This is a genomic window from Sediminibacterium sp. (genome assembly GCF_019264485.1).
Classification (GTDB): Bacteria; Bacteroidota; Bacteroidia; order Chitinophagales; family Chitinophagaceae; genus Sediminibacterium.
On record NZ_JAHVAA010000003.1, the window covers coordinates 17,506 to 32,409 of the forward strand.

13 protein-coding genes are annotated in these 14,904 nt (G+C 40.8%); 5 read left to right on the forward strand and 8 right to left on the reverse strand.

Translation table 11 applies throughout. The features are described from left to right. Nucleotides 1–150 precede the first annotated feature (150 nt). Both htpG and KXJ59_RS00950 read left to right on the forward strand, forming a co-directional pair. On the forward strand, nucleotides 151–2,004 hold the full coding sequence (htpG, locus tag KXJ59_RS00945) for a molecular chaperone HtpG (RefSeq protein ID WP_295200126.1): 1,854 nt from the start codon (nucleotides 151–153) through the stop codon (nucleotides 2,002–2,004). A 105-nt stretch (nucleotides 2,005–2,109) separates the two neighbouring features. Further along, on the forward strand, nucleotides 2,110–3,132 hold the full coding sequence (locus tag KXJ59_RS00950; RefSeq protein ID WP_295200129.1) for an iron-sulfur cluster-binding domain-containing protein: 1,023 nt from the start codon (nucleotides 2,110–2,112) through the stop codon (nucleotides 3,130–3,132). Here the strand turns inward: KXJ59_RS00950 and recJ are convergent. Together recJ and KXJ59_RS00960 are read right to left on the reverse strand one after the other, a co-directional pair. After that, nucleotides 3,126–4,832 (reverse strand): single-stranded-DNA-specific exonuclease RecJ, encoded by a 1,707-nt coding sequence (gene recJ, locus KXJ59_RS00955; protein WP_295200132.1) that lies wholly within the window; start codon nucleotides 4,830–4,832, stop codon nucleotides 3,126–3,128. The genes KXJ59_RS00950 and recJ overlap by 7 nt on opposite strands. Next, a complete protein-coding gene (locus tag KXJ59_RS00960; RefSeq protein ID WP_295200135.1) occupies nucleotides 4,832–5,794 on the reverse strand; it encodes a polyprenyl synthetase family protein in 963 nt (320 codons plus the stop codon). Before KXJ59_RS00960 ends, recJ begins: the two co-directional genes overlap by 1 nt. A 210-nt stretch (nucleotides 5,795–6,004) precedes the next feature. On the opposite strand from KXJ59_RS00960, the gene KXJ59_RS00965 reads away from it, so the two are divergent. Then, nucleotides 6,005–7,543 (forward strand): OmpA family protein, encoded by a 1,539-nt coding sequence (locus tag KXJ59_RS00965; RefSeq protein WP_295200138.1) that lies wholly within the window; start codon nucleotides 6,005–6,007, stop codon nucleotides 7,541–7,543. 103 nt (nucleotides 7,544–7,646) lie between these two features. On the opposite strand, the gene hxpB is transcribed toward KXJ59_RS00965, so the two are convergent. Beyond that, nucleotides 7,647–8,309 carry a hexitol phosphatase HxpB gene (gene hxpB / locus KXJ59_RS00970; RefSeq protein ID WP_295200140.1) on the reverse strand — a complete coding sequence of 221 codons (663 nt, stop codon included), beginning with the start codon at nucleotides 8,307–8,309 and terminating at the stop codon, nucleotides 7,647–7,649. Nucleotides 8,310–8,440: 131 nt separating this feature from the next. Here hxpB and KXJ59_RS00975 point away from each other — a divergent pair, with 131 nt between their 5' ends. Then, nucleotides 8,441–9,208 (forward strand): lysophospholipid acyltransferase family protein, encoded by a 768-nt coding sequence (locus KXJ59_RS00975; protein WP_295200142.1) that lies wholly within the window; start codon nucleotides 8,441–8,443, stop codon nucleotides 9,206–9,208. Nucleotides 9,209–9,214: 6 nt separating this feature from the next. Here the strand turns inward: KXJ59_RS00975 and KXJ59_RS00980 are convergent, their stop codons facing one another. The 5 genes from KXJ59_RS00980 to KXJ59_RS01000 all read right to left on the reverse strand — a co-directional run bounded on the left by KXJ59_RS00980 (nucleotide 9,215) and on the right by KXJ59_RS01000 (nucleotide 14,075). Next, nucleotides 9,215–9,730, reverse strand: a complete 516-nt coding sequence (locus tag KXJ59_RS00980) for an acyl-CoA thioesterase (protein ID WP_295200145.1) — start codon at nucleotides 9,728–9,730, stop codon at nucleotides 9,215–9,217. A gap of 139 nt (nucleotides 9,731–9,869) precedes the next feature. Continuing rightward, entirely contained in the window at nucleotides 9,870–10,973 is a 1,104-nt protein-coding gene (locus tag KXJ59_RS00985) for a dipeptide epimerase (RefSeq protein ID WP_295200147.1), read from the reverse strand. Nucleotides 10,974–10,989: 16 nt separating this feature from the next. Then, on the reverse strand, nucleotides 10,990–12,087 hold the full coding sequence (locus tag KXJ59_RS00990) for an FAD-binding domain-containing protein (protein WP_295200149.1): 1,098 nt from the start codon (nucleotides 12,085–12,087) through the stop codon (nucleotides 10,990–10,992). Next, nucleotides 12,084–12,566, reverse strand: a complete 483-nt coding sequence (locus KXJ59_RS00995; protein WP_295200151.1) for a flavin reductase — start codon at nucleotides 12,564–12,566, stop codon at nucleotides 12,084–12,086. The genes KXJ59_RS00990 and KXJ59_RS00995 overlap by 4 nt, the downstream gene beginning before the upstream one ends. A gap of 9 nt (nucleotides 12,567–12,575) precedes the next feature. Next, the gene (locus KXJ59_RS01000; protein WP_295200154.1) at nucleotides 12,576–14,075 is read right to left on the reverse strand and encodes a cryptochrome/photolyase family protein; all 1,500 of its coding nucleotides are present in this window, start codon (nucleotides 14,073–14,075) and stop codon (nucleotides 12,576–12,578) included. A 58-nt stretch (nucleotides 14,076–14,133) separates the two neighbouring features. On the opposite strand from KXJ59_RS01000, the gene KXJ59_RS01005 reads away from it, so the two are divergent. Next, nucleotides 14,134–14,847, forward strand: coding sequence for an SDR family oxidoreductase (locus tag KXJ59_RS01005; RefSeq protein WP_295200157.1), 714 nt, complete (start codon nucleotides 14,134–14,136; stop codon nucleotides 14,845–14,847). Nucleotides 14,848–14,904: the final 57 nt, after the last annotated feature.

Here is a 14,904-nt window from a genome sequence, read left to right on the forward strand (position 1 = left end):
GGATAACAAATGTAGCATTCCAACTGAAATGACATTTTTTCCCTGGATCAATTGATCATTAAATTTTATTTAGGTGGATAACTTGTCAACCTGTCAGTTTTCTCCCCTTTGGTACTTTCTTTGTTCATATGCGCTGAAAACAAGAGAACCATGCAAAAAGGCCAGATTCGTGTTCAAACGGAGAATATCTTCCCCATTATTAAGAAATTCCTTTACAGCGATCATGAAATATTCCTTCGGGAACTGGTGAGTAATGCCGTCGATGCCTGTCAGAAACTAAAAACCCTCTCGTCTATCGGAGAGGCTAAAGGCGATATCGGCGAACTTAGAATAGACGTAATACTGGATGCCAAAGAGAAAACCCTGAGTATTATTGACCGTGGTGTGGGTATGACGGGAGAAGAAGTAGATAAATATATTAACCAGGTGGCATTCAGCGGTGCCGAAGAGTTTGTAAATAAATATAAAGACGCCAGCATCATCGGGCATTTCGGATTAGGTTTCTACAGTGCTTTTATGGTGAGTGATAAAGTAGATATTCATTCAAAGAGTTTTAAAGAGGGTAGTGGTGTTTTCTGGAGTTGTGACGGTAGCCCTGAGTTTGAGTTATATGAAACCGATTATAACGAACGCGGCACCAAAATTGTGCTCCATATTAATGAAGAGAGTAACGAATTCCTGGAAGCTTCACGTATAAAAGGTATCCTCGAAAGATTCTGTAAGTTCCTGCCAGTCTCTATTTATTTTACAGATGCAGGAGAAGAGAAAAAAGAAGATTCAGCAGAAAACCCCATCAACAATACCAATCCCATCTGGATTAAAAAACCGGCCGAACTGACGAAAGAGGATTATGAAAAATTCTATCGTGAGTTGTATCCGTTTGGTGAAACACCATTATTCTGGATACACCTGAATGTAGACTATCCATTTAATTTAACGGGTGTCTTGTATTTCCCCAAAATAAAACAGAGTTACGAGATACAAAAAGATAAAATACAGTTGTACTGTAACCAGGTATTTGTAACAGATGAGGTAAAAGATATTGTTCCCGAGTTCCTCATGTTACTGCATGGTGTAATCGATAGCCCGGATATTCCGCTGAATGTAAGCCGTAGCTATTTGCAGGGTGATCCGAATGTGAAAAAAATCAATGCCCATATCACTAAAAAAGTAGCGGATAAACTGGAAGAAATTTTTCGTAACGAGAGAACTTCATTTGAAGAGAAATGGGAGAGCCTGGGATTATTTGTGAAATATGGGATGATGACTGACGACAAATTCCTAGAAAAAGCGAATAAGTTTTTAGTGATGGAAGATGTAGAAGGAAAATTCCATACACTGGAAGAATATAAAACCGCTACGGAAGTATCGCAGAAAAATAAGGAAGGCAAGCATATCATTTTATACAGTACCAACCCTGTTCAGCAGGATGCCTATATACAGGCCTGCAAACAAAAAAGATATGTGGTAGTAAAAATGGAGACCCTTGTAGATGCTGCTTTTATTAACACGATGGAGATGAAGTGGGACAATGTCAGCTTTGTAAGAGTAGATGCTGATATTGTTGATAACCTGATTGATAAACAGGAAGGAAATGATACAGTATTAAGTAACGAAGAAACGGAACAATTAAGAGAATTGTTCAACCTGAGTTTTGCTGATCTGCATGTTACAACTGAAATCAAAGGCCTTAGTCCTGAAACCGCACCTGTTATTGCCACACGCCCAGAATTTATGAGACGTATGAAAGATATGGCCGGGGTAGGTGGGGGTATGACTGCTTTTTATGCACAAATGCCAGATGAGGTAACACTTACCATCAATGGTAATCACCCCATATATCAGCAATTATTAAAAACAGAAAATGTGCCCCTGAAAGAAAAACAGGTAAGGAACCTGGCTGATCTTGCATTGTTGTCGCAGGGACTATTAAAAGGAAACGACCTCACAAGTTTTATCAACAGAAGTGTTGAATTACTGCAGAGCGAAACGGAAAAAGTATAAACAGTGCTATTAGAAAGAAAAAGCTGTTCATATAAATTGAACAGCTTTTTTTATGCTATGGCTGCCCGAATATGAGTATTTTCATATACTCACAAAAGCGTCATTATGCAGTATCGTATTCTGTCTAAAATAAAGGAAACAGAGAATGCCGCTTCTTTTGTATTAGAGCCCGTAAACACTGTGTTGAAATACGAGGCAGGTCAGTTTGTTACACTCATATTTAATAACAGGAATAATGAAGAGGAAAGAAGAAGTTATTCAATCTCATCATCTTCCATACTTAACGAGCCGCTCACTATTACGGTAAAAAAAGTGGTAAATGGCGCATACTCAAGAAAACTGGTTGATACTGCTCAGCCAGGCGATATATTAAATGGTCTGGCTCCGGCGGGCTTTTTCACTTTGCCTTCTGCAACAGAACAGCTCCAGTTTGCTTTTTTTGCGGCCGGTAGTGGTATCACACCTGTATATGCGCAGATCAAAACATTGCTGGCAATTTATGATACTATCAAAATAGTACTGGTCTACAGTAACCGTTCTCAAAAAGACACATTGTTTTATAAGGAACTGCAATCAATGGCCGAAAAATATGCAGACAGGTTAGTTATTCAGTTTTTATTTAACGATGCATCGCATTATAGTCATGCAAGATTAAGTGCATCGATGGTGGAGAATATAATACGTTCGCATTTTCCGGAAAGAATGCAACTGTTATGGGTTTATTTATGTGGTCCTTTTCAATACATGCTTATGATTACAATGGTGTTGAGGGGAATGGGTATCAGGGATACACAAATCAAAAAGGAACAATTTACAATACACAAATCAGCAGCACCACAAAAACCTGTTGATACTGCGCTTCATATGGTTCATGCCATGCTTGGGCAATCGGCTTATTCATGGCAAGTACAATACCCCGATACCATTTTGCAGGCGGCAAAAAAGCAACATATCGACTTGCCCTATAATTGTGAGAGTGGTCAGTGTGGCGCATGTGCCGCTGTTTGTGTAAGCGGGAAAGTGTGGATGTATAAAAATGAGGTGCTGATGGAAGATGAAATTAAAACGGGCCGCTTTCTTACCTGTACAGCTTATCCTATAGAAGGAGATGTGCAGATTCGTTACTGAACAGGTTCACTGATGCGGAGATCGATCATTTTCAGTTGAATATTTTTTTCTCCGTTCCAGTCATTTTCATCCAGTGAGAATACCAGGTCAACGGGTTGCTGCTGCTGGAGCAGATGAAATTTGGAAGCCATATTAAAACCAATACCAGTAAAGCTGATGTTTTGCTGTTTAACTACAAACCGGATATGCTGTTCTTTTACAATCTTTGAAAACCCGGTATCGCTCACCCTCGATGCCATAAATACAGGACGCATATTATCGGGTCCGAAAGGTTCCATCTGGCATAGTATATTGAACATGGTAGGATTGATCTCTGAGAATTGTATTACCGAGTCGATATTAATTACAGGAATAAGTTGCTCGGGTTTAATTTGTGCCTGCACAACTTTTTCAAAAGCATTGGCAAAGTCAGTTACCTTCTCTGGTAATAAAGTCATACCGGCGGCGGCAAAATGCCCTCCATATCCCAGTAAATGTTCCTTGCACGCATGAATGGCTTCGTATAAATTAAAACCCGCCACGCTTCTTGCGCTACCAGCAACATAATCGCCACTTCGTGTTAAAACGATTGTTGGTCGGTAATGTTTTTCAATCAGCCTGCTGGCCACAATACCAACCACACCTTTGTGCCAGTGTTCCTGATATACAACGGTTGACCTTTTACTGGCATGTTGAGGATCGGCTTCAATCAGTGCCAAAGCTTCTTCTGTAATAGAACTGTCTGCCTCACGTCTGTCTGCATTATCGCTGTGTAACATTTCTGCGAAGGATAATGCTTTGCCGGGATCTTTTTCTACAAACAGTTGTACTGCTTTGCGCGCATCATCCATTCTTCCTGCTGCATTTACACGTGGCGCGATAATAAAAACAAGGTTGGTGATATGCATTGTTTTTTGCACAGCGGCAAGTTGCATCAGTGCTTTGATGCCCGGACAAGGGTTCTGGTTTACTTTCTCGAGGCCATAATAAGCCAATATTCTGTTTTCGCCTGTAATGGGTACAATGTCTGCAGCAATGGCGGTAGCAACCAGATCGAGATAGGCAAAATGGGTTTCTTCAGGTAATGAAAGTTTTTCACTCAGCGCCGTCATGAGTTTAAAACCAACACCACAACCACATAGTTCTTTATAAGGATACTGACAGTCGCTTTGTTTCGGATTCAAAATGGCAACAGCCGGTGGCAGGCTCAGATCGGGTAAGTGGTGATCGCATACAATGAAATCAATCCCCAAAGTTTTGGCATAACCAATAAGGTCTGCCGATTTGATTCCACAGTCAAGTGAAACGATCAGCGTAAAACCATTTTCTTTAGCGTGATCAATACCCATTTTTGAAATACCATACCCTTCTCGATAACGATGGGGTATATAGAAATCAACACTGTCGTAAATACTGCTGATGTACTGGTACATACCTGCAACAGCAGTGGTGCCGTCTACATCATAATCGCCAAAGACCAATATTTTTTCATGTTGCTGAAAGGCTGAGAGAAGGCGGTCAACAGCTTTATCCATGTCTTTCATCAGCCAGGGGCTGTGTAATTGTGCAAGCTGGGGCCGGAAATAATCTTTTGCCAGATCGTAAGTGTCAATACCTCTTTGAACAAGAATGGAACAAATGGTTTTATTAATCTTCAGTTTCTCGTGAAGACTTTCAGTTTTGGTGGCATCTGTTGATAATATGTTCCAGCGTTTATCCATTAATAAGTCCGGTCTGTTGTATAGCGTACCAATTCTTCAAGGGCTTCTCTTTCGGGTGTTGGAGGAAATTCGTGTAGAATTGCCAGTGCCTCATCTCTGAAAGCAAACATTTTTTCCGTGGCGTATTGAATACCACCTGCTGTAGTAACAGCATCAATTACAAATTTCACTTTCTCCTTTTCCGTGTTTTCATTTTTTACGATGTACACAATTTTTCTTTTCAACTCGGAAGAGCAATTGTTAAGTGTATAGATAAGAGGTAGGGTCAATTTTTTTTCTTTGATATCATTACCTGTTGGTTTACCTATATCCATAGTGCCATAATCAAAGAGGTCATCTTTGATCTGAAAGGCCATTCCTACTTTTTCACCAAACTGTCTCATTTTTTCTACTTTATCCTGATCAGCAAAGGTAGTGGAAGCCCCTGCGGCACAGGCGGAGGCTAAAAGAGAGGCGGTTTTGCCATTAATTATTTCATAATAAATTGCTTCTTTGAGGTTCAGGTTACGGGCTTTTTCTATTTGTAATAGTTCTCCTTCGCTCATGAGGCGTACTGCTTCCGACAAAATCCTCAACACTTCATGGTCTTTATTATTAAGTGATAATAATAAACCTTTAGAGAGGAGGTAATCGCCTACGAGTACGGCAATCTTATTTTTCCAGAGTGCATTGATGGAAAAAAATCCGCGTCTTTCAAGTGCATCATCTACAACATCATCATGTACCAGCGTAGCAGTATGTAATAGTTCTACCAGTGAAGCTGCCCGGTACGTGCTGTCGTTTACGGCGCCTCCCAGTCTGGCACTCAGCAGTACAAACATGGGTCTGAGTTGCTTACCCTTGCGTTTAACAATGTACTGCATGATCCTGTCGAGCAGAGCTACCCGGCTCTTAACCGCTTCACGAAAATGCGATTCGAACTGGATTAATTCCTCTGATATTATTTTTTTTGCTAATTCCATCGGTCAGAATATGCTGCAATATAGTCTGAGGAGGGCATAATAACGCCCACATATGCAGCGTTTTAGACTGAAATTGAGTCTGGTACGAAGATTGTTATAGAAAACCTTAAACAATATCCGGGCAGAAAATTGGGTATTTGTATCATAAGACTTAAATTTGCAATGTTTTCTTAATATCAACAAGTTCTCATTAAATATCAATCAATTATTATGGCAAGCAAAAAGAACATCTTAGCACTAGCGCTGATCGTACTGGTACAGTCGATCGGTATGGCTCAAACAGATTGGGGTTGGGATTGGAAAGACACATCCAAAATTTCAGTAAAGAAATTACCCCAGCATAATGAGTTTATCAACAACCAGTATCCTTACCCTGCGCAACCACGCAGTCAGTGGGAATTAGGATTTGGTCTTGGTGCATCATCTATTACAGGTGATATCAAATCTAAATTAGGTTTCGGTGGTACGGTTTCTCTGCGTAAAGCATTGAACCACACTTTTTCTATCAGAACCGGTTTAACTGGTCTGTGGAACTCAGGTACCGCTAACGCTTTTCAAACAGCAGTTGGTCGTCCTGATTACAAAAACAGAACCTACCAGTTAGGTTTCGATGTAATCGCTTCACTCAATGCTGCAAGTCATTACCGCGGTAACCCTAAAACAAATGTGTATGTATTGATGGGTTATGCATTGAATGCATCGAATGTACTTTACAAAAGACCAGGTGGTGCTCAGCCAGGTGGTTACAGCTTCTTCTATGGTTATAACCAGAATGAAGTGTTCCCTAATAGCCAGGCAGGTACTATCACAACATTTGGTGGAGCTACCATCAATGGCAGACAGGCGTATACCCTTTATCATGGTATGAACCTTGGTGCTGGTATTGCGTTCAAACTGAGCAACAAAGTAAACATTGGTCTGGAGCATAAATATACTTTCACTGTTCCTGGATACGATTTCCTCGACGGTGTTAGAGCTGGTAATAACAATGATTATATTGGCTTCACCAGTGCACGTGTAAACGTTAACATTGGTAATTCAGCTAAAAAAGTTCAACCATTGTACTGGCTTAACCCAAACAACTTTGTGTACAGCGAGTTGAACTCTCCTTCACACATGAAGATGCCTAAAGTTGTACTGCCTGATGCCGATAAAGATGGCGTTACAGACCAGTTCGACCTCGAGCCAAACACACCAGCAGGTGCTCCTGTTGATTCTCATGGCCGTGCAAAAGATACTGATGGTGATGGTGTTCCTGATTACAAAGACAAAGAACTGCTGACTGCACAGAAATGTTTCCCTGTAAACAATGATGGTATCGGAACTTGTCCTGAGCCAGCTTGTTGCAAAGAGATCAAAGACATGATCGCTAACATGAAGCCGGTTGAAGCAGCTCCTCAGTGTAATATCGGAAGCTTACCAAGCATCCAGTTCAAAGGAAAAGCTACACTGTCTAAAGATGCTCAGAATATCCTGAATGGTGTTGCTGCAAGAATCAATGCAAACCCAACCTGTAATATCAAAGTAATCGGTTACGGTGCTTCAAGCAAAGCTTCTCAGCAGTTAAGCTGGGATCGCGTTAATGCTGTAATCAAATACCTGGTTGAAAAACAAGGTGTTTCTGAAAGCCGTTTCATCTTTACTTATGGTCAGGATGGAGATGCTAACACAGTAGATCTTCAGGGCACACTGGATGCGGGTCCAAACACAGTACCTGCTCCACACCCAAATCTGAAAAGCAGAAACTAATCATCTGATTAGTCAGAAATAATAAAAGCCCCGGTCAGAAAATGATCGGGGCTTTGTTTTTTAGTCCATGGTCAATGGTCCATGGACTATGGACCATCGATTATTAACTATGAACCAAATTAAAATGCAACTCTCCAAAATTCTGTAATGAAGAAAGTTTGAGATCAGCAGCGCTCCATTTTTCATCTTTTAATTGTGATACATGAGGAACAACCACACATTTCATTCGGGCGGCTTTGGCAGCAATCATTCCATTGAAAGAATCTTCGAAACAAATACAGGAAGTAGGATTGCTGCCCAGTGAACCGGCACAATCGAGATACACTTGTGGATGAGGTTTGCCATAGGCCAATGCTTCTGCCGATGCAGTAGCATGCAGGTATTTTTCAATTCCGCAGATATTCACTACAAGGTCTATCAGTGCGGGTGGCGATGAAGTGGCCAGGCCAATTTTAAAAGATTTTCGGTGAAAGAAATCAAATATATAAGGTACACCGGGCATTACTTTTCCTTTTTGTTCAATCTTGCTTAAAACCAGCGCTACAATTTTCTGCTCGGCTCTTTTTAATTCACTGTCACCAATATTAAAATATTGAAACCACCACTGTACAAACTCTCTGGTACGTAAACCTGTAGTGGTTTTGTATTGTTCTTCTGTCATACTAACACCATATTCCAGGAATAACTCAGTGGCTGCTTCATTCCACAGCGGCTCACTGTCGATCAGCAAACCATCAATATCAAATATCACCGTATCTAATTGCATGGATAATTTTTTACAGCGCAAATGTATTTCTCTGTCGTTGTTATTTGTGCCTGTATCCGGCATTTTTTAAACAATCACTTAACAATTTGATTACATTCCTTATTTTGCACGACTTGCCAACTCCAAGCTCTATGCGAATAACGGAACGTTTGAGACATATTAAAGTGGTTCGTTCAATCGTTTATGCCATCGTGGGATTGTTTTCTTATCCGGGTCTGACATGGATCAATAAAATAAAAATTGAAGGGACTGAGCACCTGGTAAAACTGCCTAAAAAGAATGTGCTTTTTGTAAGTAACCACCAGACCTATTTTGCAGATGTCATTACTTTTATCCATATTTTTTGTGCAGTAAAATGGAGACGACAAAACAGGCTTGGTCTTCCTTTTTATTTACTCAATCCGTTTACCAATGTGTATTTCGTTGCAGCAGAGGAAACCATGAATGGAAACTGGTTGAGTCGGTTGTTTAAACTGGCAGGCGCCCTTACCATAAAACGTACCTGGCGTTCTGAAGGTCAGGATATCAGCAGAAACAGGGATGAAGCCGACACACAAAAAATTGACCAGGCATTGAATAAAAGCTGGGTCATTACTTTTCCACAGGGAACCACCAAACCTTTTGCTCCGGGACGAAAAGGAACTGCCCATATCATTAAAAATAACCAGCCCATTGTAGTACCAGTGGTGATCAATGGATTTTGGCGGGCGTTTAATAAAAAGGGACTTAGTTTCAAGAAAAAGGGGTCAACCTTATCTATCAGGTTTAAAGAGCCGATGGTAATTGATTATACGCAGCCTGTAGAAGCCATACTGGACCAGATAATGGACGCAATAGAACAAAGCAAGGATTACATGATGCGTGGCAGGCATCATATATTAACGAAACTGGATAAATAACCGGATTTAGTCTTTAATAAATAATGCCTTTAATTCATTGGCATCATCGGGTTTCATTTTTCCCGCCAGTATCAGCCTGATCTGCCTTCTTCTCAGGGCACCATCAAATAATTTTTGCTCGTCCTCGGTTTCGGGAATCAACTCCGGAACTTTTCTGGGTTTGCCGTTGGGATCGAGCGCTACAAAAGTGAAGAAAGCTTCATTGCTTTCATATTTGTATTGATGCAAGAGGTCTTCACCCCACACTTTAATATGAATTTCCATGGAGGTATTAAAAGCGCGACAAACTTTGGCTTCAATATGTACCACATTTCCCAGCTTAATGGGGTTTTTAAAACTCAGGTTATCAACCGAAGCTGTCATGCTGGGTGTGTTACAATGACGACCTGCAGCAATACCCGCAGCAATATCCATCCAATACATCAACCTGCCACCCATAAGATTACCAAAAGTATTGGTATCATTCGGCAGTACCAGTTCGTTCATAATGGTAACACTCTCACTCACTTTTTTTCCTTCCATCTGTATAAATTTTGACAAAGATAAGAAAGAGGGAAACAGAAGAACAGAGAAACAGAGAAATGTCCAACTTCCAACTTCGACATTGGATATTCCCGAAGGGTCCCTCGGAGGACATTCCTCTGTTTCTCTGCTCTTCTGTTCATACAATGCAGGTAACGCTATTGTGTTTGGCAAAGAACACCGGGTCAACATCGGCTCCAATACCGGGGCCATCATTTAGTATCAGCTCCATACCATTGTATTGAACACCACCTATAACAGGGTCTTCTTTATGTCCGAGTAAACAGGTATCCAGATCATAAAACTGGATATTATCGTGTGCCATGGCAAAGTGTACTTTGGCTGTAAGTGCCATCCTGCTTTCCAGCATACCACCCAGCATGCAGGGGATATTATTTTGTTCGGCTACCTGGTTAATCCTGATGGCTTCACGTATACCACCACTTTTAGCTAATTTGATATTGATGTAATCGCAGGCTTTATTTCTGATTAGCCTTTGCGCATCATGATGTGTAAACACACTTTCGTCGGCCATTACAGGGATGCCTGATATTTCACAGAGTGAGGGTAATAGCTCATCGTTCCATTTTCTCATGGGTTGTTCGCAAAACTGTATCTGATAGGTTTCAAGGGCTGTTAATGCGGTAATTGCATCGTCATAAGTCCAGCCCTGATTGGCATCTATTCTCAAAATAATATCGGAGCCAACTGCTTCACGAATCAATTTAATCCTTTGTATATCGGTGAAAACTTCTTTACCTAATTTCACCTTGATCATTCTCACCCCTTTCTGTTTAAACTCTAATGCGGTAGCCGCCATAGCAGCAGGATCGCTGATGCCAATGGTAAGATCGCTTTCAATTTTTTTCTTCTGTCCGCCTAAATATTGATACAAAGGAAGACCGGCCTTACGTGAAGCGATATCATAGAGTGCCATATCAAAAGCACTTTTGGCAGTATAATTACCAGCAGTAAATAAATCCAGCTCATTGAGCCGCTCTTCAATTTCAAGTGGATTTTTACCTTTCCATAGTCTTGCAAAATCTTTGGCCATTTCAAAACAGGTGGCCTGTGTTTCTGCAGCGATCATGGGAAAGGCAGAACATTCGCCCATACCGGTGATACCATCACTCGTATGAATACGGATGAAAATATTCTGTGCATATTCCATGGTACCGGTAGCTATGGTAAAAGGAACCATTGGAATAGAATACTTATAAATTTCGATGGATGAAATAGTCATGCGCGAATTTCAGGAATTATCGCAAATACTTTTCACATTTCTTCCAGTAACTGAAAAAGGATGGGTAATAACCTGTTACTTCCGGAAACATCCAGCTTCTTGGTTCCGCTGTTCCTTTATAATGTTTGGTAAGCGGATGTTCTTTATAATAAATGCTGGATAGAGGAAATGCCTGAGAGAGCTTATCAAATGAACCTGCAAACAATTGAATATCCGGAATATTTTTCCGGGCAAGATCAATGATAAATTCAAGTACCCGTTTACTCACCGGGTACTTTTCAAAATGGGAGGGTTCCAACAGAAGTATACGAAGCCCTCTTTCGCCTGCATGCCAGGCCGGATCAAGTTGATAGCTGTTATAAACAAAAATAGTATCGTTTTTTTGATCTGCTTTATCAGGATCGGGCAACAGGGTAGATAATGATAATGAATTTTGAGCTTTGAGTATATCAGGAACTTCCATGTTTTCAAATGCATCATATTCAACCGATAAAAAAGTAGATAGCTGTGTACTGCCTGTATACTTATTAATATTTTCCTGGTTGGCTACATATTTTTTACTGCTGAAACTACCTGCTACCCACTGCCAGCTAAGAGCATTACTGGCCAGATCGCCGTCTATTAAATGGTAATACATCCATTGGGCTGGAGCCAGCCAGTGTGCTCTTCCAATATTGCAACAGAGCATGGCAGTGTACATCCGGAGATGATTATGCATATAACCTGTTGCATACAATGTTGCTATGCCTTCATCAATAGATCTTATACCCGTTGCTCCTTTTACGACCGAATCGGGTACCTGATGATGATCAACCTGTGTTTGTGTCTGTTTCAGGTCTGTAAAAATCAAATCTCCTTTAGCCTGCCATACCCGTTGATAATATTCTCTCCAGGCTAATTCCTGTAATAGTTTTTCTGACTGATGTACTGAGTAATTCTCTAATAGCGTAGATTTTACCTGTGCTAAAGAAATAACGCCTCTTGATAAGTAGGGAGAGAGCCTGGTTACAGCACCGGTCAGAAAATTACGCGTCTTACCATATGCAACCGGTTCTATGGCTGCTATACGTTCTCTGATCTTTGACAGGTCTGTCGGAAAATCCATACTGTTCATATCCTGATGAGTTGGTGTTTTCTCAAAGTGTCTAAGGTGAGCGGCTCACCTTCATTCATATTTTTGTATTGTAATACTTCACAGAGGAAGCCGGTATGATCACCGCCGGGGAAACTGCTGATGGTTTTCAAATGCATCACAGCTAATGCATCTTTTAAAACCGGAAACTCATTCCAATGGGTGAGCAGTTTTCTTTTTTCCAACCGGGAAATTTTATCAGTATCATGTCCTGATTTTTTTCCAAGTAATTCAACCAACCTGTATTGTTCTACAGATAATAATTGTAAAACAAATTTATTATGCGCTATGATATTCTCCAGCGTTTTAGTTCCTTCATAAATACCACATACATAACGTTTGGGATACATACTAATCTGGCTTGCATAAGTAATGATATGCATATTGAATAAACCATTACCATCTGAACTGCAAATAGAGTAAACAGGTAAATTCACCCTGTTCCAAGGACGTTTTGACATATCTTTTGTTTATTGACTAAGGGAAGACAGGAATTTTTCTGCGTGATTCAGGTGCTCCTGTTTTTTTTCATCTTTTAGTTTATCAAAAGTTTTTACCAGCATACCCAGTCTTGGATTGCCAAGAAAAAAATGACGATGCACATGCATAAACCGCCAGAATAAACCATCCCATACCTGTTGCCAGTTTCCTTTTTCGTAATCACTCATTTTCATGATATAGTTACTGCCGCTGATATAGGGTTTGGTCGTCATTAGTCCCCCATCTGCAAACTGAGTCATCCCATATACATTGGGAACCATCACCCAGTCATAAGCATCTACAAACATTTCCATGAACCAACGATATACTTCATCCGGATCAAATTCGCAGAGCAACATAAAATTTCCCAATACCATCAGCCTTTCTATATGATGTGCATAGCCGCTTTGCAATACACGTTTGATGACAGTATCAACCGGTACAATACCTGTGGTGCCTGTCCAGAAGGAAGCGGGTATTTTTCTCTTAAAACCCCAGTAATTGCGTGTTCTTTGTGTAATATTTTCACGCTCATATACAGCCCTGATAAATTCGCGCCAACCCAGAACCTGTCTGGTAAATCCTTCCAGCGAGTTGAGCGGAATTTTTTGCTGTTTGGCAGCTTCCAATGCCCCCTCAATAATTGTGTTCGGATTCAATATGCCGATGTTCAGCATAGGGCTAAGTACGCTGTGGTGTAAAATGGAAGCCTCTTTTACCATGGCATCTTCATACGGACCGAATAAGGCAAATCTTTCCTGCAAAAAACGGTTCAGCCAGTTTTCTGCTTCCTGGTGTGTAACAGGATAAAAATGCGGATGTTTTCCAAAAGGATTTCCTGCCTTACCCGGGTTCTCAGGAAAATGTTGCTGAACATAATCTATAGCTTCTGTTACATATTTATTCTGTGAAGGAAAAGGCTGATTGGGCTCAGGCTCATTTTTTGGAAATTTCTCTCTGTTATCTGTGTCAAACGTCCACCTGCCACCCAATGGCTCATTCTCATCAGTGAGCAGTATGTTTCTTTGTTTTCTTTGCGAGGTATAAAAATCTGTCTGGAAATAACGTTTTTTACCTGAGAAATACTGGTTTATTTCTTCGGATGTATTGATGAAGTTCGGATTACCGTACAAGTACAGGCTGATGTTATTTTTACTGCATGTTTTCTGCAATCTTTTCAGTAGCCATTCATCGGTTGGGTTGGCTACATGTATTTGCTGAACCCCTTTTTTTGCCAGAACGGTTATGAGGTGTCTGATATCGCAGACTGGTTTTACTGCATCAGCATATTCTACGGTGAAACCTTCTGCCAGTAGCCGACTGGCATATGCTTTCATGGAAGCCCGGTGTAAAATGAGTTTTTGTTTATGAAATGCATATTGATTGAAGAATAAAGTTTCCTCCACCAGCCATACCACCCTTTTTTTAGTCAGTGCCGGATGTGCTGTAAATAGCTGGTGCGGAAATATAATTGCAACTTCTTGGCTCATGATGATTTTCTAAAACAAAACGGGCCGCTTATTGTTTATATGCGTATAAAATGATGTTATGGAATCGCTTAAAGGGAAAAAAGTATTACTCATAGGGGCAACCGGAGGTATAGGCGCCAGTCTGGCAAAATTATTACATGGGTCAGGAGCAAATGTTTATATAACAGGACGTAATGCCGAGAAACTTTCTGTAGCCGGCGAACAGACGGGCATTCCGGCAGGCCGGCAGTTTCAACTTGATATCACACATGAGTCATCAGTGTACGAAACAGTTGCTGCAGTTCAGCAGGATGGTGCAATTGATATACTGATCAATGCAGCGGGTATTGGTATCATTAAAACCATTGATACACTTACTACAGATGATTTTTTGAAAACCCTGCAGGTAAACCTGATCGGTAGTTTCTGGGTAACCAAAGCAGTATTACCGGCCATGAAAGAAACAAAAAAAGGGTTAATCATTCATATACCCGGGGTGCTTGGTAAAGTGCCCATGGCAGGTGCCGCTGCATACAGTGCCAGTAAATATGGACTCGTGGGTATGATGCAAAGTATAAGGGAGGAACTGAAGCGAACAGAAATTCGTATTACGAATCTTTTTTTAGGGGGTGTGGATAGTTCTTTCTGGGACAATATCGACCTGCGTGTGCAACGCGATAAAATGGTGCAGGCAGAAGAAGCTGCCAAAGCCATCTGGTTTCTCTGCCAACAGCCGGTAAGTGGGGTGGTGAGTGAAATGGTGTTGCAGCCTTTCAATCATCAGGCGATATAAATAGAAATTTCACCCCGCTCCTGTAAAATCTTTTTTTTGAACGTTTCTGTACCGATA